General features: G+C 51.1%; 15 protein-coding genes. 6 read left to right on the forward strand and 9 right to left on the reverse strand.

What is annotated here, in order from left to right; all coding sequences use genetic code 11:
* Positions 1 to 2: 2 nt before the first annotated feature.
* Positions 3 to 2,351: a family 1 glycosylhydrolase gene (locus EFB08_RS07780; protein WP_123126366.1), complete on the reverse strand. Its 2,349-nt coding sequence runs from the start codon at positions 2,349 to 2,351 to the stop codon at positions 3 to 5.
* Between the two features lie 586 nt (positions 2,352 to 2,937).
* Positions 2,938 to 4,062: a PAS domain-containing sensor histidine kinase gene (locus EFB08_RS07785; protein WP_123126367.1), complete on the reverse strand. Its 1,125-nt coding sequence runs from the start codon at positions 4,060 to 4,062 to the stop codon at positions 2,938 to 2,940.
* A gap of 206 nt (positions 4,063 to 4,268) precedes the next feature.
* Here EFB08_RS07785 and EFB08_RS07790 point away from each other — a divergent pair, with 206 nt between their 5' ends.
* Both EFB08_RS07790 and EFB08_RS07795 read left to right on the forward strand, forming a co-directional pair.
* Positions 4,269 to 5,408: a sensor histidine kinase gene (locus tag EFB08_RS07790; RefSeq protein ID WP_123126368.1), complete on the forward strand. Its 1,140-nt coding sequence runs from the start codon at positions 4,269 to 4,271 to the stop codon at positions 5,406 to 5,408.
* 53 nt (positions 5,409 to 5,461) lie between these two features.
* Positions 5,462 to 5,896: a response regulator gene (locus tag EFB08_RS07795; protein ID WP_123126369.1), complete on the forward strand. Its 435-nt coding sequence runs from the start codon at positions 5,462 to 5,464 to the stop codon at positions 5,894 to 5,896.
* Positions 5,897 to 5,994: 98 nt separating this feature from the next.
* Here the strand turns inward: EFB08_RS07795 and EFB08_RS07800 are convergent, their stop codons facing one another.
* The gene (locus EFB08_RS07800) at positions 5,995 to 7,269 is read right to left on the reverse strand and encodes a replication-associated recombination protein A (RefSeq protein WP_123126370.1); all 1,275 of its coding nucleotides are present in this window, start codon (positions 7,267 to 7,269) and stop codon (positions 5,995 to 5,997) included.
* A 241-nt stretch (positions 7,270 to 7,510) separates the two neighbouring features.
* Between EFB08_RS07800 and EFB08_RS07805 the strand changes: the two genes are divergently transcribed.
* Positions 7,511 to 7,936 (forward strand): DUF6640 family protein, encoded by a 426-nt coding sequence (locus EFB08_RS07805; protein ID WP_123126371.1) that lies wholly within the window; start codon positions 7,511 to 7,513, stop codon positions 7,934 to 7,936.
* Between the two features lie 209 nt (positions 7,937 to 8,145).
* On the opposite strand, the gene EFB08_RS07815 is transcribed toward EFB08_RS07805, so the two are convergent.
* Together EFB08_RS07815 and EFB08_RS07820 are read right to left on the reverse strand one after the other, a co-directional pair.
* On the reverse strand, positions 8,146 to 9,555 hold the full coding sequence (locus tag EFB08_RS07815; RefSeq protein WP_123126373.1) for an MBL fold metallo-hydrolase: 1,410 nt from the start codon (positions 9,553 to 9,555) through the stop codon (positions 8,146 to 8,148).
* Positions 9,556 to 9,645: 90 nt separating this feature from the next.
* Positions 9,646 to 10,437: a sulfite exporter TauE/SafE family protein gene (locus EFB08_RS07820; protein ID WP_123126374.1), complete on the reverse strand. Its 792-nt coding sequence runs from the start codon at positions 10,435 to 10,437 to the stop codon at positions 9,646 to 9,648.
* Positions 10,438 to 10,644: 207 nt separating this feature from the next.
* Between EFB08_RS07820 and EFB08_RS07825 the strand changes: the two genes are divergently transcribed.
* Together EFB08_RS07825 and EFB08_RS07830 are read left to right on the forward strand one after the other, a co-directional pair.
* Positions 10,645 to 11,385: a LolA-like protein gene (locus EFB08_RS07825; protein WP_125077678.1), complete on the forward strand. Its 741-nt coding sequence runs from the start codon at positions 10,645 to 10,647 to the stop codon at positions 11,383 to 11,385.
* Between the two features lie 83 nt (positions 11,386 to 11,468).
* Entirely contained in the window at positions 11,469 to 12,068 is a 600-nt protein-coding gene (locus tag EFB08_RS07830) for a DUF1801 domain-containing protein (protein ID WP_123126376.1), read from the forward strand.
* On the opposite strand, the gene EFB08_RS07835 is transcribed toward EFB08_RS07830, so the two are convergent.
* From EFB08_RS07835 to murI, 4 genes are all read right to left on the reverse strand, one after another.
* A complete protein-coding gene (locus tag EFB08_RS07835) occupies positions 12,061 to 12,597 on the reverse strand; it encodes a flavodoxin family protein (protein WP_123126377.1) in 537 nt (178 codons plus the stop codon). The genes EFB08_RS07830 and EFB08_RS07835 overlap by 8 nt on opposite strands.
* Before the next feature lie 233 nt (positions 12,598 to 12,830).
* Positions 12,831 to 14,012: a glutathionylspermidine synthase family protein gene (locus tag EFB08_RS07840; RefSeq protein WP_123126378.1), complete on the reverse strand. Its 1,182-nt coding sequence runs from the start codon at positions 14,010 to 14,012 to the stop codon at positions 12,831 to 12,833.
* A 124-nt stretch (positions 14,013 to 14,136) separates the two neighbouring features.
* Positions 14,137 to 14,790 carry a hypothetical protein gene (locus EFB08_RS07845; protein WP_123126379.1) on the reverse strand — a complete coding sequence of 218 codons (654 nt, stop codon included), beginning with the start codon at positions 14,788 to 14,790 and terminating at the stop codon, positions 14,137 to 14,139.
* A 71-nt stretch (positions 14,791 to 14,861) separates the two neighbouring features.
* A complete protein-coding gene (murI, locus tag EFB08_RS07850) occupies positions 14,862 to 15,680 on the reverse strand; it encodes a glutamate racemase (RefSeq protein ID WP_123126380.1) in 819 nt (272 codons plus the stop codon).
* Positions 15,681 to 15,835: 155 nt separating this feature from the next.
* On the opposite strand from murI, the gene EFB08_RS07855 reads away from it, so the two are divergent.
* Positions 15,836 to 16,228, forward strand: coding sequence for an SPW repeat domain-containing protein (locus EFB08_RS07855; protein WP_123126381.1), 393 nt, complete (start codon positions 15,836 to 15,838; stop codon positions 16,226 to 16,228).
* Positions 16,229 to 16,301 lie beyond the last annotated feature (73 nt).

A 16,301-nucleotide genomic window follows, 5' to 3' on the forward strand; every position in this document is an offset into this window, starting at 1 on the left:
AATCAGGCCCGAACGGCAATTCTATTTGCCCATTTCATGCGGTTGGCATAACGGGCTAAGGCATCATCCAGAGACGGTAATATTTGGCCGCGTTCACTGCTTAAGGCGCTGTAGCGGGGTCTGGGTGCCTGTTGTCCTTCCAACTCATTGGCCGAAAAGCCTTGTATCAACCCAGGGTCAAGGCCGGCAATCTGCGCGGCTTTCCGGGCAAACTCAGCCCAGGACAGTTCTCCTTCGTTGGTCAGGTGCCAGATACCAGATTCCTCGTCCACGAGCAGGTCAAGGCAGGCATTTACCAGATCGGGCACGTAGGTGGGCGAAATGATGATGTCTTCCGGAGCCAGGAACGTGTTTCCTTGGGTGAGTTGCTTTATCATCAAGGTCAGGAAGTTGGCCTCGTCCCACGGGCCGAAAAATGAACTGGTTCTTACCACCAATGCTCCTGGGTGCATGTCCTGCACATATTTCTCGGCTTGGGCTTTGCTTTGGCCATACACGTTCAGGGGGTTCACGGCATCGGCCTCGGTATAGGGTTGCTGCTTCAGGCCATCAAACACCAGGTCAGAGGAGAAAGTCAGGTACTGGATTCCCCTTTTCTGACAGGTGGCCGCCAGCAACATGGCCCCGTGCGAATTCACCAGGTGGCAGTTTTCGCAGTCTTCCTCCGCCTCGTCTATTTTCACATAGCCCGCCGCATTGATCACCGCCCAGGGATTATAATAGTTCATGGCCCGCTCAATAGAAAACGGATCGGTGATGTTCATCTGTTTGCGGCCCACTAACCGGTACGGGATGTGGCGGTCACCGCAAAGGCGGGCAAACGCGCTCCCCAACGTACCCGTAGCGCCGGTGATGAGAATGGGCCGGGTGGTATTTTCCAGGTGAAGGACCTCTTTCTCGGTAAGCCCATCGCCGTCCGGAATGGTTTCTGTTTCGCAGATTGGATTCCAGTTATTGCGCCACACCGATTTGGTTCCTCTCCCAAACCTACTCTCTTCGCGGTTCAGGAAAAGCTCCGCATGTTTGCTTTCCTCGGTAAACGGATAGAAAAAACGGTCGGGGCGCTGCCACCAACCGGGCAGATGAAACAGCGGATGTTCGTACTCCTTGCCCTGCGCCAATTGGGTCAACATTTTGGCCAGAGCCGTGGGGCGGGGTTTAGGTCCGCGCACATCAAAGACTCCTGGCTCATAGAAGCCATCGGCGCGGGTGACCAGGTTCACCCAGTCAAAGGTGCCCAGCAAAGACCAAGCCGCCACGCCTACAACGTTTACTCCTTCTTTTTTCAAATCTGTGCAGGAATCCCACACGTGCTTAAACCACTGCACCTGTTCCTCGCGGGCTCCGCAGATATGGACCTCGGTCACCGAGATCGGCAAATTGTACCGGTCCCAGGCCTCGCGTAGCAACACCCGATGACCCGAATAGAACCCTGCCGGGTCCTCGGTTTTCACCCGGAGCGCCTCCACGTCTGAGTACTGGTGAATGCCGTTTCCGCCGTGGGTCCATTCCGGGAAAGCAGCCAGGTTCTCGTCCAGGTAGCGCTCGCTGGGCGGGTAATGGTTTATACCGATTATGTCTGGTGGGCACGGATTGTCCCGGAACCATTGTAGGTCTTCCTCCGGAATGCCGTTGTCCACGAAATACTTCCACATGGAGTGCTCCGGGGTAAGCGTACCGGTAAGTAAATCCAGACTTGCCCAGCGGCGGTCGTTATCTAGTTTGGCCTGGTAGGCCAATAATGGGGAACTATAGGTTTTGCCAAGGTCCTCTGTCTGCACCAGTTTAGCGTTGGGAATTACCTCCCGGATGGCCTGCATGGCCAGGACGGTGGCTTTGCACTGATGCAGCAAAGTTAGCCCAAAGGTGAGACCATCTTTCCCGTGCGGGTACCAGTGGCCGTACAAACCGCTAAAACGGGCGGTTGTCAAAGGTTCATTTACAGGGGTAAAGTACTCCAGCCAAGGGTAACGTTCGGCTACGGCGCGGGCGTACTCGGCTACTCCTTCAGGGAAAGTTGGATCAGCGAGGTTAGTATGCCGTGGGCCGCTGCCATGGTGCACCAGGCCAATGATGGGGGTAATTTTATGCTCCTGTAGCAGTTGCATGCGGCGGTCGGCCCAGGTCCAGTCAGCGGTGGCGGGTCCGTTGGGGGCGGTGAGTTCCCAGAGCAACGGATACCGCATTTTACTTACGCCAATGGAGGCAAACAAGGCAATGTCTTCTTCCCGTACGGCGTGTCCGTTTAACTGCATCTGGTCCAGGTAATCATCGCCTACCCGGTTTACCGTACACTCCAACCCAGCCCAGACTTCTGGGTACAGGGGGTTCAGGTTTTCACTTTTCTCCATAATTTCCTAGTTCAGATCAGAGCCAGAGGCAAATACATCTGGTAGAAACAAATGCACTTATCTTTGCTTTGCTGGCAGCAGATTCCTTGGTAAAACGCCCAAAGATTGTGTAGCCATTCCTCTTTAAATCTGTGAAGTGAGGTGCTTATTTTCCAGTAATTTTTCTAATTGGCTTACTGGTTTAGGGGAGTTACGCGGGCGTAGGGAGTTAGTTGAAGAACCGGCTAAATATAGGTGTATGCACTAAAAAAACCGTATTTACAGCAAAACACCCCGTAAATAGGACATAAAGGGGTGTTTTCGCGCAAACAAATCCTAAAATACTAATTATCAATACTTAGTAAATAACAGACCTAATTTCAGGAAAACTTCAATATATAAAATGAAAATATCAGCCCGAAATTCAAGTTTGTTTTCGGGGTATGATTTCGATAGAAAGGAGAATTGAAGAAGCTTCAGCTATGAGATTTAAGGCAATATAAAAAGGCCTGAACGAAGAGTTTAGGCAAGGAGAATACCTGGCCTAAAAGAAAAGTATAAAAACCTCTCCTTACAGGGGGATGAAAAGTAAAACGCACCAACTTCTTTAGCTAAGAGAAAAGCCAGATGAGGTGTTGACAGGAAGTGATGGTTGGGGATTGGTTTTGGGCAGCCTGATGTAAAAGGTAGTTCCTGCTCCTTCCTGGCTTTCAAACCAGATTTTACCGTGGTGCCATTCTACAATGGTCTTGATGATGGACATTCCTAATCCAATGGAAGTCTCTCCCCTTAAACCTGGCCGGCGGGCTTTGGTAAATTTATCAAAGAGCTCAGCATGGAACTTCTCAGGAATGCCTACCCCGGTATCGGCTACTTTCACCAATATGGTCTCCTGCTCCTCTTCAAGGCTAACAATGATGGAACCTCCTTCAGGAGTAAACTTAAGGGCGTTGGAGACTAAATTATTGATGACCTGCAGAAATTTTATGTCATCTACCTGGGCATAAATTTCCTCACTACCGGGCTTAAACTGAACCTGAACGGTCACCAGGCTTTTAGCATCTAGATGGTACACTTCCATGGTCTCCCTGAATTTTTCAACCAGGTTTACCCGTCTAGAGATCAGTTCTGTGTTAACAGATTCCAGAAACTCCTGGTTAAGGAACTCCTGCAACAGTTGTACTCCTTTTTGGCTGCTGCGCTCAATGAGAGAAATAATATGGTGTGCATCTTCGTCTGCGGCGTCTCCCAGGTGTTCGTCCAGTAATTGGGAGAGATTCCTGATCACGCCCAAAGGGCCAGCTAAATCATGGGAGATGATGTTCAGAATGGAGTTCTTTTTATTGGAGTACTTTTTTATGTTGTCGTTGTAGGTACGCTGGGCGGTAATGTCCTCTACGTGGCCTAAGAGAAACCATTTCTCTTGACCTTCTTTCATGAGAAATGGATTGAGGCACACCCACTGTTCTTCCTGCTGGGGAAGTTGAACCCTGAACTCAATCTGCGGGCAACTCCCCTCCTTCCTGGGCTTAGTCAAGATATCGGCCACATGGCTTTGGTCCTCGGGGTGCACTAGATCCAGCAGCGCGTTTACGGGAGAATTTTCAAAAGAAGTTTTGAACAGGGCCTGAAACTTGGGGCTTAGGTAAGTGAATTGCTCTGTATTACAGTCGTAAGCAAAGTACGCCAGTTGCGTCTGTTCAACTAAGGCTTGGAATAAAGAGGCTTTCACGATTGGGTGCGGGGAAACGCTGTCATCCCATAGGCCGTCTCTTTCAAATATACAAGGTAAGGACTGGTTAAGTTTCTTTCTGTATATATCTATATGTATATAAACAGAAAGAAACTTGATGTTTATTCAATTAGGAGTACGTATAAACCTTTTTTATTTTAGTAAGTAAAAACCGGCGTAAGCAAAGCTTCTTGACGTGTAACTCCATGGATCCTAACTACTCTGCAGAAAGCATCAACTCCTATTTTGTAAACCAGGTAAAAGACTACGCCATTTTTGCCACGGATACAAAGGGTTGTATCGTCGCCTGGAACAAGGGAGCGGAACGGCTGAAAGGGTATACCGAGAAAGAAATCGTTGGCCAGTTTTATGGCATTCTGCACCCCGATGAGTACCAACGGGCAGGGCATCCGGAGAAAGAAATGAAAGAGGCCTTGGAGAATGGTTCTTATGAGGCCGAAGATTGGCGCAAACGCAAAGACGGTTCCCTCTTCTGGGCCACCGTCACGCTTACGCCCATTTTTTCTGAAAACGGGCAACATTTAGGATTCACTAAAATCACCGGAGACCTTACCAAACAGAAAGAACTGCAGCATAAACTTGCCGAACGGCAGCAGGATGCCCTGGAGCACAAGAACATTGAGCTCACCAGAACAAACAAAGACCTGGATAACTTTATTTACACAGCCTCCCATGATTTGCGGTCTCCTATCACCAACATAGAGGCGCTAGTGGAGTTCCTGGAAGAAATGCTTAAGGAATCAAACTTCCTGAATGAAGAAACCCAGGAAATCCTGAACCGGATCGTGGACTCCATCCATCGGTTTAAACGCACCATTGAAGATTTGTCAGAGATCAGCAAACTGCAGAAAAACACTGGCCAAGAGGAAACAGAAGAGGTAGTCACCAATATCAAGGATGTGTATGAAGACATAATAGCCGATCTGAACTACCCCAACAAACAAAAGCGCTGCTTTATCCAAACCGATTTTCAGGTCCATCAACTCAGGTTCTCCAAGAAAAACTTCAGAAGCATTCTCTACAACCTGCTCAGTAACGCCATCAAATACCAAGCAGCAGACCGCGAATGTATTATTAGATTCCATACCCGGTTGCAGGAGCCCTTTGTGGTACTTTCCGTCAAAGATAATGGCCTGGGCCTCACAGAGCATCAGCAAAACAACCTGTTCACCATGTTCCGGCGCTTCCATGACCACGTAGAAGGCAGCGGTATTGGGCTTTTCATGGTAAAACGCATTCTAGACAATGCGGGCGGTAAAATTGAGGTAAACAGCAAAGAAGGGGAAGGCACTGAGTTTAAGGTATATCTGCCTGCCGCCATGTAATTACCTTAAACCTTCTACTTATTTATTGGTTATCCTTCCATTACTTTAAGGCAATGGAACATAGAAACCCCTTAAACACCCACCCCGAAACAACCTCCACACCCATTGAAACCGTCATGGTCATTGACGATGATGCCAACTGGGTGTTTATCTCTAAACTTTACCTGAAGAAAGCGGGCATCAAGAACGAAGTAATCACGGCCAAAAACGGCCAGGAAGCCATCAGCAAACTTCAGGAACTCACCAGCAACGGAGACCAAAAACTCCCCGACCTGATCTTCGTGGATCTTTGGATGCCGGTCATGGATGGCTTTGAATTACTGGAACAGATCACCCAATTAAACCAACTAGACCTGAGCCAAACCAAGGTGTATGTCTGTAGCAGTTCCTTCAACCCGCAGGACAAAGAAAAAGCAAGCCAATTCCCCATTACCGGTTTCCTGACCAAGCCTTTCAACCAGGAGACTCTTAAAGAGATTTTAGGGTAAATTCTCGAAAACACCTATAAAACAGAAATGGGCAATCTCTGGTGGTTGCCCATTTCTGTTTCCCCTGCTGAAAAGGCATCCGTTAGCGGAATGCCCTTCTAATACCTATACCACTCGCCCCACTGGTTGCGCAGGTTCTTGCGCATCTCGTTCTCCCGAGCGTTGTTGCCGGGGTTGAAGAATATGGTGCCTTTCAGTTCATCGGGCAGGAAATCCTGGGGCACGAAGTTGCCTGCGTAATCGTGGGCGTACTTGTACTCGTTTCCGTAGCCTATTTCCTTCATGAGTTTGGTGGGCGCATTGCGCAAATGCAACGGCACCGGCGGACTTCCCTGCTCCCGCACGTAAGCCCGAGCCGTTCTGATCGCTTTGTACGCTGCATTGCTTTTGGGCGAAGTGGCCAGGTAAATGGCGCATTGAGACAGAATAATATCGCACTCGGGGTACCCGATCACCGTCACTGCCTGGAAGCACTCGTTGGCCATGATCATGGCCGTAGGATTGGCGTTCCCGATGTCCTCTGACGCCATAATGAGCATGCGCCGGGCAATGAACTTAGGATCCTCGCCGCCTTCAATCATACGCGCCAGCCAGTACACCGTGGCATTGGGGTCTGAGCCCCGCATGGATTTGATAAACGCTGAGATAATGTCATAGTGCGCCTCGCCGCCTTTGTCATACAAAGCCAAATTCTGCTGGGCAATCTGCTTCACCATATCATTGGTGATGACCAGTTTCTCCTGCTTTCCGCTGCCGTCAATCACAATCTCCAGCAAGTTGAGCAACTTGCGGGCATCACCGCCTGAAATGGTGAGCAGCGCCTCGTATTCCTGCACTTCAATGTCCTGGTTCTTCAGGATTTCGTCTTCGGTGAGGGCTTTTTGCACCAGTTCCACCAGTTCCTCTTTCTCCAGCGACTTCAGGATGTACACCTGGCAACGGGAAAGCAACGCCGGAATTACTTCAAACGAAGGGTTCTCGGTGGTAGCCCCAATCAGCGTCACGGTGCCTTTTTCCACCGCGCCTAACAAAGCATCCTGTTGCGATTTATTGAACCGATGGATCTCGTCAATGAACAACACCGTGCCTTGGCGTTTACGGGCCTGGTCAATCACATCCCGGATGTCTTTCACGCCCGCATTGATCGCACTCATGGCTACGAACGGCACTTTCAACTGGCCCGCAATGATCCCGGCCAGGGTAGTTTTACCCACGCCCGGCGGCCCCCAGAAAATCATGGAAGGTACCATGCCAGCTTCAATGTAACGGCGGAGTACGCCTTTGGGGCCAACCAGGTGTTTTTGGCCGGCATATTGGTCCAGGTTGTGCGGGCGCATGCGCTCCGGCAAAGGGGCTTTGGTGGTTTGGAACATGGGAAGCGGTTTCTGGTGTACCTCTCGGGATTAAGCCGAAGGAAACAAAAGGCAATTTACTTTCTTTCTCCCACTGTTTTGGGACAGATTTTCAGAAATACCCCTAAAAACACGTGACGGATAGTTGCCTTGGAGAAAGCGTTTTTAAGATGGAGCAGGTCCAGGCAATTCCGCTTAACCTGGTTTGCAGACCTGCGTATGCGTTGGAAAGGCCTTTCTGCTCACCAAAACCTAACATAAGATGGAAACTTCAACAGCCGGGCGCACCCTCCTGAAGGCCGTGGCCGCTTTTACCACCGTGGGTGGTTTTCTGATGGACTGGAACAAAACCCACCTGTTCAACCCCGCCTGGACACCCCACGCCCGGTTCCATGACGCCATGACCATCTTGAACGGAACGCTCCTGGGGGCAAGCAGCCTGTACCTGCTCCAAAAGAAAGACGGGGACCAAGAGGCAAACCTGAAGGCTGGGGCGCTGCTGCCGGCCATTTTTTACCTGGCTCAGGCGGGCAGTTTCACCTTCCCGGGTGCCAAAGGCATGGACGCAGAATTCCCCGAGAAAATCCCCAGCGTGGGAAGGCTCCGGCTAAACGAAGGTCCGTTTTCCCTGGTGATGCTGGCGGCTTTGGGTGCGGGTTACCTTTTAGCGAGACAAGACACAAAGTAGCTTTCCGTCCTGCTTCGGGGCTGTTTTTGAGAAAACACCCTTAAAACCAGCTAGCTCTTTTTGCCCGTTCTTCACTTTCTGTAAGGCGATTTGCCTTAAACCTCGGATGTAATTTTTGAGACGGAGATGCAAAGCGTGGATCATCCCCCTACCCCCTTCAAAGGGGACCATCCGAATAGCAAATCAAACGCGTTTTCTTATTCATTCACTTACCCCAAGGTAGACGGACAAACAAAGGAGGTTCTGGGAACATCGGTTTCCGCGAGGGCTTTGAAGCCTCCGGCTACGTCTACCAGGTTGTTGTACCCGCGGGCTTTCAGGATAGAGGCCGCTACCATGGAGCGGTAACCGCCGGCGCAGTGCAGGTACACCGTTCCTTCTTTCGGGATTTCAGGTAAGTGTTCGTTTAGGGCACTTAAAGGAACGTTAAGGGCACCTTCTACATGCTCCGCGCTGTATTCACTTGGTTTCCGGACGTCAATAACTACGGGGGTTTCCTCTTTCAGGCGTTGGGCAAATTCCTGGGCAGAGATGGAGAGCAAAGTATCGGTTTCCCGGCCAGCGGCTTTCCAGGCATCCAGCCCGTTTTGTAGGTAACCCAGAGTGTGGTCATAGCCCACCCGGGCCAGGCGGGTCACTACTTCCTCTTCGCGGCCAGCGTCGGACAGGAATACCAGGGGCTGTTGGATGTCGGGGATGAGTTCGCCTACCCAGGGGGCAAAGCTGCCGTCCAGTCCGATGTTGATGGAGTTAGGAATGTGCCCGGCGGAGAAATCGGCGGCTTTACGGGTATCCAGCACCAGAGCTCCAGTCTCGTTTACCACCGCCTCGAAGGCTTCTGGGGAAAGGGCTTGCAGGCCTTGGCTCAGCACGTTTTCAATATTGGCGTAGCCTTGCTTGTTCAGTTGCACATTCAGGGGGAAATAGCCCGGAGGAGGCAACAATCCGTCTGTTACCTCTTTCACGAACTCGGCTTCGGTCATATCGGCCCGGAGGGCATAGTTCGTTTTCTTCTGGTTTCCTAAAGTATCGAAAGTCTCCTTGCTCATGTTCTTGCCGCAGGCGCTTCCGGCCCCGTGGGCGGGGTACACCAACACATCATCGGCTAGGGGCATGATCTTGGTGCGGAGCGAATGGAACAGGATTCCGGCCAGTTGTTCCTGGTTCAGGTCTGACTTGGCGGCCAGGTCTGGGCGGCCCACATCGCCTATGAACAGGGTGTCGCCGGTGAAAAGCGCGTAATCTTTGCCATTCTCGTCTTTGAGCAGATACGTCACTGATTCCAGGGTGTGGCCCGGCGTGTGGAGCACCTGAAGGGTGACCCCGCCCACCGTCAGCACTTCACCGTCCTGGGCCAGATACGCCTCAAACGTAGGCTGGGCCGCGGCTCCGTACACAATGGTAGCTCCGGTAGCCTGCGCCAAATCCACGTGCCCTGACACGAAATCGGCGTGGAAGTGGGTTTCCAGCACGTATTTGATGGTAGCCTGGTCTTTCTGGGCTTTCAGCAGATACGGCTTTATCTCGCGCAGCGGATCAATGATGGCAGCTTCTCCGTTGCTCTCAATGTAATACGCTCCCTGGGCCAGGCACCCGGTATAGATCTGTTCTACTTTCATATTCTTTACGCTTGACTTCTCAAAATTAAACGTTTCTGGCAAATCGGACTTTAAACCCCTTTGTTTCCAGCATTAGCTACCGCCTGCGTTTTAAGGCTGAATTTCTTTTAACAGGATGAAAACGCCCATGCACAGCACAAACCACCCGAAGCCTTTTTTCAAGGCTTTGCTGTTGATTTTATGGGCATACGCCGCTCCCGCCCAAATACCCACGCCAGACAGCCCCGAAAACGTGAGCAGGAAACCCCAGTCAATGGAGTAATGGAACATATCGCCCAGGAACCCTACAAGAGAATTCCCTGCGATGAGTACCAAAGACGTGCCAACTGCTGTTTTCATGTCCAGGCGCAGCAAAAGGACCAGGGCGGGGATAATAAGGAAACCACCGCCCGCCCCCACCAACCCGGAGATGAGGCCTACCAAAACAGCCTGACTACATACGAGCAAATAATGGGGTCGTTTAGGATTCTGGAATTGGATTGGATGGCCTCGGTCCTGAATCATGCGGCAGGCTGCGCCCACCATAAGAAAGGCAAACAGCACCATCACAAATTCCTCTTTGGTCACCTTCAGCTTTCCCAGTTCAAACAAGTGATGAGGCAAAGCCGGCATCAGGTACAGCCGAGTCAGGTAAATGGTGAGCACCGAGGGAACCCCGAACATCACCAGGGTGGGCCCGTGCACCAGGCCTTTCCGGAGGAACCGCATGCCCCCAATAGAGCTGGTGGCGCCCACCACAAACAAGGAATAAGACGTGGCGATAACCGGATTCAGACCGATGAGGTACACCAGAATGGGAACGGTTAAAATAGAGCCTCCGCTGCCGGTAAGCCCTAGGGTACCTCCTATCAATACTGCGGCCAGGTAGCCTACTATTTCCATGTTTCGTTTTTTGCTTCGGCAAAGGTAGAAGATACTTTGACCTGACCCAGAAACTAAATTAATGGAAACGTTTAAAGGCCGTTTTCAGGAAAAGAAGCCTAAAAGAAAAGAAAGCTCTGAACCGGTATGCCCCCAGTGTGAAGCTTCTTGCCTTGTCAGAGACAAAATAATCTCTTTATATTAGGCCATCACTTGATCAATCTCGCCATGCTGCTGCTAAACCTGTTTCTGCCGGTGGTTCTTTCCATCGCCTCTTTTCTCAACCCTAACCCACCGGCCCTTACCGGACAGGAGGTTCTGAAGAAGATGCACGCCAAGTACCAAGGCAAGTTTGATCCTTACTTCACCTTTGACCAAACGGCAGTCAGCTACAAAAGCCCTACTGATTCTTCTTCCCAGGTGTGGCACGAGGCCATTGCTTTCCCGGGCAAACTGGTGATCAAGTTTGGGGAGTTTGAGAAAGGGAATGGCGCTCTATTTGCCCAGGACAGCCAGTACGTGTTCAAAGACAATGTCCTGCAAAACCGTAGCCGGAGGGTACATGAGGTTTTGGTTTTGGGGTTTGATGTGTACCACCAGCCAGTGGAACGCACCATCGGCCAAATGCAGGAAGCGGGTATTGACCTATCCAAAGCCTTCTCCACCACCTGGCAGGGCCGAAAAGTGTACGTGGTAGGCGTGAGTTCCCTGGACGAGAAAGCCAGCCACTTTATCATTGACCAGGAGAAGCTTTGGGTACTGCAAACGGTTAGGCAAACCGGCGAGCGACGTAACACCGTGGAGTTGAAAGGCTACCAAAACGTGCAAGGCAACTGGATCGCTACGGACCTGACCTTTTACCTGAACGGGGCCAAGACCCTGCACGAAGTATATTACAACATGCGTTTCCCTAAAACACTCCCTGACCATCTGTTTACCGTGGCCGGGTTTCCGGCGGCCCGCTGGTAAGCTCCTTTCAGCCTTCTTTCAGAAAAAGAGGCAGAAAACAGAATTGTTTCTTAGTTTCGGCAAACGAACCACCGCACCCTTCCATGGCTACTTCAAAATTGACCTCAGAACAGAGCGAGCAGAAAATAGACGCCTTCTTTACCGATGCCCCGGCCTTTGCCAAACCTATCTGTGAGAAAATAAGAATAGCCATTGCCACCGCTGACCCAGCCCTGAAACCTACCTGGAAATGGAATACGCCGGTGTACGAGAAAGCCGGCCCGGGCATGGTTTGCGCCATGAGTGCGCACAAACAGCATGTGAACCTGGCTTTTTTCCAGGGCGCTTTGCTGCAAGACCCCCACAACTTATTTTCTGGTCAGGATGCCAAAGGTATGCGTACCATCCGGTTCACCGATGTCTCGCAGGTAAATGAACCCATCTTGGTAGAATACGTGCGGGCTGCGGCCCAACTGAAGGCCGGCACCGCCGCCAAAACCACAGAGCGCAGTGTCATTGAAATCCCCGAAGACCTGAAACAGGCTTTAGCCGAGGCCCAGCAACTGGAGAAATTTGAGGGGATGGCCTATACCCACCGGAAAGAGTACGTCCGCTGGGTGACGGAAGCCAAGCGCACCGAAACCAGAGACAGCCGCATCCTGAAAACGGTTGAGCGAATCACAGAGGGCAAGAAGTTCAGTTAATTCCGTTCAGCGTATCCTGTATCTCCCGCAGAAACTCCCGGATATCGCCCGGGTGACTTATATCGGTTTCCACTTCTTCGGTGGACGCATACAGGGTTCGCCCGAATTTCATGTTGAGGTACTTGGCGGTAAGTTTGAAAGGCATCTCAAACCCATCGGGCAGTTCAGAGTCGGCACCCACGGCAATCAGGAAAACGGTTTTCCCTTTTAACTGCCGGCCCACGGGTTTCTGCACGGTGACCACATCGGTGAGACGGTCAAAGAACGTCTTCAGTAATCCGCTCATGGCGTACCAGTACACGGGCGTGGCAAATACTACCACGGAGTGCTGCACCACTAAATCCATCACCCGCTTAAAGTCATCCTTCCCCGGATAATCATTCTCGTACCGATAAGGCCAGATATGGTGGTCCAGCAGGTCTACCAATTGATGGGGAGTTTCCTGGAAAACCTTCTGAACGAAAAGCCGGGTATTGCTTTCCTTACGGGCGCTGGCCAACAGAACAAGCGGAGCGGAGGAAGTAACCATGTCCGGATTAGTTTAGATATCCTTTAAAGTTACGCATAAAACGCCCCTTTCCTTCTCAGGTTCTTTCTCCCTTCAAGCCGAATTAAAGAAAACAGGCATAAAACGCACATTTTACCTGCCTGTATTCCGTCTCCTTTTAAGGGGTAGTAATATGTGTCATTGAGTGGAATATTCTCAGCAAGGCCTATTAACTAACCACTGAAATCTAGGAACGGACAACTGGCATCTATCCTCTACTCCACCACATGCGCCACAAACTGGGAGAGATTTGTGATGATGCCCTTCTCGCGCCTGAACCCGATGGCGCTGCCTTCCCCCGCCCAGAAAACACCAGCCTGATATCGGTAGCCTTGTTCATCCTGAGGCAGTTCGGCCCAGGCCTGGTAGATGTGGGGTTGGTTGCTGTAGTCGCCCGAAGTAGAAGCTACATCGGCGCTTTCGCGTACCTGGATGTTTTGTCCTTCCCGCCCGAAATAGGGTTTCTCCACTGCTTTCCCCGAAAAGGCCGTGAACTCGGTGCGCAACAATAACGGGTGGTATGGAAACTGTTGCCACAGCCAAGCCAGCATGCCTTTGCTCTGGAAAATGAGCGAGTATGCCGGATTGGCAATGAGAACGCTGCGGGAATACTGCAAATCTACCAAATCGGTGCAAAGTTCTGGCTCGTATTGGGCAAGCAATTCCCAGGGCACTAACTTAAAAAGAAAGGGGAACCGGCGCCATTGCTCGGCTGCGGTTTGGGCCCATACGCCCCGCTCTGCCCCCAGCGTGGAGACCTCCATCTCGTCTGCGGCGCAGATGTGCGTGTCAAAGCCGGCTTCGCGGGCAGCCTGAGAAAGCACCTCGCAATTGGTAAAATCTTCTTTGCTTTCGCCTAAATACACCAGCAGCAGCGCCGGCTCAAGTTCAGGGTTGAGTCCTTGCCAGGTTCTGAACTGCTCTACCAAGGCCTCATACAAGCCATTGGCCTGTTGGCTTTCGTTTTTGCCGGCGGCAGCCAGGCTGGCCCACTGAACCACGGCTGTCTCGGGGATGGAGGTGGCGGTATCGGCGTTGAATTCCAGCAGTTTTATACCCTCGGGGGTTTGGGCAAAATCAAAGCGACCGTAGAGGTGCCAGTGGCGCTCATCGTTCCAGGAGTGGCGCACGGCGCGCCAGATCCGCTCCGGGATACCCATTTTGCGCAGGAAATCATCGGGCAGCTCGTCGGGCACGGCCTCTACCATCATCTGGTAAAGTGTGGAAGCCGCCTCCAGCAGATCATCGGCGGAAGCCTGCGACAACACTACCGCTTCACCTGAAAGATACGTTTGGCATTCTTCCTCCACTACCCACTCCCATCCCATCTGGTGGACCATTCGTGTGACATCGCCGTGGTGCGGCATTAACCTGATTGGGAGTGCAGTATCTGGCATAGGAACCGGTAGAAAAGAATGATGAAGAAGAGCTGTATTCAACAATACGCTTTAAGGCTGCTTTTCTTAAAACAGCCTTAAAGCGGTACTTAAAATTAATCAAAGATTGTAAACGAGAAATGGATTACCCGCCAAATCCGCCAGAGGATCTTCCGCCGAAGCCTCCTGAACTTCTTCCGAAGGTACCGGAACGGCTGCTGGCAGGGCGAGAAGAACGAACGTTACCGGCCGCGGCTGATCTGCTGTACGCCCCGGTGGTACCCCGGAATGCCTGAGCCCCGCGGGCACGTTCAGCGGTTGTCTGCTGGCGCCAGGCCTCGTTCCGCTGAATGGTGTTAGGATTGGAATAATAGGCCCGGTTTGGGGAAAGCATGCGCCCAGCCATGTACCCGATGCTGCTCCACATGAGCACGTTCATCATACTGAAACCAGAACCGTTGTGGGGGTTGGCCTGGGTGTATTCCTGCATGCGGCGCTCCAGTTCCAACCCTTGCAGGGTATCTACTTTCCCGTCGTTGTGTTTCAGAATGGCCATCACTTCGCCGGCACCGGCAGGGCGTTCATCGGTGATGCGCCAGTTGTCTGGACTTACCTCGGTCATCTCGGTAATTACCCCTTGGCTGTACTTTGGAGCGGTTTCTCCTGCGTTCCACTCCGTGGAAGTTTCATTTTGCGCCGAGCGGTTATCTGAGCAGGAGGCTAACCCAAGGCAGGCGGCGGCGCTCACCAACAACACGTTGCGCGAGAAATCACCAATCAGGAAATAACGCTTTTTCATAAGTATGTAATAAAAGCCGTTTTAGGCTTGCTTCTGTAAATGTAAACGAAAAATAGGACCAAACGGGTATGCTATTCCCAAAGCGGGTAATGCTCCAGGTGCACTTTCTGCTGAAAGAATATCTGGGTGGAGGCCTCAAACGACACCGTGTAGTCAGAGACATAGAAATGCGGCTCGCCGGGCAGCCGTTCTGAGGCAATTCCCGCCTGCTCCAGCACTTTGCCCACGTGGCGCGACACTAGTTCAGAAGCATCCAGGACCTCTACCCTGCCTTTGTAGAACGCGGTGATCTGCTCCTTAATTAAGGGATAGTGCGTGCAGCCCAGAATCAAAGCCTCTATGCCGTCAAGCGCCGGATCTGAGAGGTACGTCTGGATAACGCTTTCTGAGATGGTGTTGTTGAAAAAGCCTTCCTCTATCATGGGCGCCAGCAAAGGTGTAGCCAGTGACTTCAGTTGAACGCCGGCGTTCAGGTCATCTATCTTCTTTTTGTAGACGTTGGAATGCACGGTTTGTTTGGTGCCTATCAACCCTACGGTTTTCTCCGAGAATCTTTCTCCCACATATTTCACCACGGGGTCAATCACATTCAAGACAAGGGCCTTGCTGCCCACATATTCCCGCACCAGTTCATAAGCAGCAGCAGAAGCAGAATTGCACGCAATTAAAATTACTTTACAATTCTGTCTAATTAAAAGGTCGCATATTTTCACGGAGTAGGCCTGGATGGCAGCGGTAGATTTATCGCCGTAGGGCAGGTGCGCCGTGTCTCCAAAATACACCAATTGCTCGTCGGGCAAATGCGCTTTAATGGCTTTAGCCACGGTTAATCCGCCAATTCCGCTATCAAATATCCCAATGGCCCGAGCCCAGTTTTCAGCTTTTGTCATCTATCAAAATTTACTCAAAATGAGATTAATACACCCCATCCGTAAAAACACCTATATTTATAAAATCCAAATCTAAAATGCATTTTATCGCAACAACCCAAATTCAAAGGGCGTAAAAGACCATACAAGTTGAAACTAAAATAGGAGGAATAAAAATGAAAGTATTATCAACCCGTACCCACGGGATCATGGATTACCTGGTGGGTCTATTATTGATTGCTGCTCCGTTTATCCTTGATTTTGACCGTGGAGGAGCAGAGACTTGGGTACCAGTTATTGTAGGTGCCGTTATTATTTTACAGAACCTAATGACCAACTGGGAAGTTGGGGTTTTCCGGGCCATGTCTGCTAACATGCACTTGAACATGGATTACCTGATTGGTATTTTCCTGGCCGCGTCCCCTTGGATCTTCAATTTTGACGAGTATGTATACCTGCCCCATTTGATTGTAGGTATTGTGATTTTGCTGCAAGCCATGATGACCCGTGTAGTTCCGGCTCACGGTGCGGTTACTAACCACAGAATGCATCACGGACATACCCACTAAGGGTAATTAAGTTTTTGAGTTAAAGATAGCGCAAAGAAGGCTGGGGTTTCCCAGCCTTTTTTGTGTTCTTCTC

Source organism: Rufibacter latericius (genome assembly GCF_003721515.1).
GTDB lineage: Bacteria > Bacteroidota > Bacteroidia > Cytophagales > Hymenobacteraceae > Nibribacter > Nibribacter latericius.

What these genes read in the sequence shown, in the direction of transcription:
- EFB08_RS07815 (WP_123126373.1), bottom strand. Translation starts at nt 9,555, where the DNA reads ATGAAAGTAGAACAGATCTATACCGGGTGCCTGGCCCAGGGAGCGTAT.
- EFB08_RS07825 (WP_125077678.1), top strand. Translation starts at nt 10,645, where the DNA reads ATGCTGCTGCTAAACCTGTTTCTGCCGGTGGTTCTTTCCATCGCCTCT.
- EFB08_RS07835 (WP_123126377.1), bottom strand. Translation starts at nt 12,597, where the DNA reads ATGGTTACTTCCTCCGCTCCGCTTGTTCTGTTGGCCAGCGCCCGTAAG.
- EFB08_RS07790 (WP_123126368.1), top strand. Translation starts at nt 4,269, where the DNA reads ATGGATCCTAACTACTCTGCAGAAAGCATCAACTCCTATTTTGTAAAC.
- EFB08_RS07795 (WP_123126369.1), top strand. Translation starts at nt 5,462, where the DNA reads ATGGAACATAGAAACCCCTTAAACACCCACCCCGAAACAACCTCCACA.
- murI (WP_123126380.1), bottom strand. Translation starts at nt 15,680, where the DNA reads ATGACAAAAGCTGAAAACTGGGCTCGGGCCATTGGGATATTTGATAGC.
- EFB08_RS07855 (WP_123126381.1), top strand. Translation starts at nt 15,836, where the DNA reads ATGAAAGTATTATCAACCCGTACCCACGGGATCATGGATTACCTGGTG.
- EFB08_RS07845 (WP_123126379.1), bottom strand. Translation starts at nt 14,790, where the DNA reads ATGAAAAAGCGTTATTTCCTGATTGGTGATTTCTCGCGCAACGTGTTG.
- EFB08_RS07830 (WP_123126376.1), top strand. Translation starts at nt 11,469, where the DNA reads ATGGCTACTTCAAAATTGACCTCAGAACAGAGCGAGCAGAAAATAGAC.
- EFB08_RS07780 (WP_123126366.1), bottom strand. Translation starts at nt 2,351, where the DNA reads ATGGAGAAAAGTGAAAACCTGAACCCCCTGTACCCAGAAGTCTGGGCT.
- EFB08_RS07800 (WP_123126370.1), bottom strand. Translation starts at nt 7,269, where the DNA reads ATGTTCCAAACCACCAAAGCCCCTTTGCCGGAGCGCATGCGCCCGCAC.
- EFB08_RS07820 (WP_123126374.1), bottom strand. Translation starts at nt 10,437, where the DNA reads ATGGAAATAGTAGGCTACCTGGCCGCAGTATTGATAGGAGGTACCCTA.
- EFB08_RS07805 (WP_123126371.1), top strand. Translation starts at nt 7,511, where the DNA reads ATGGAAACTTCAACAGCCGGGCGCACCCTCCTGAAGGCCGTGGCCGCT.
- EFB08_RS07840 (WP_123126378.1), bottom strand. Translation starts at nt 14,012, where the DNA reads ATGCCAGATACTGCACTCCCAATCAGGTTAATGCCGCACCACGGCGAT.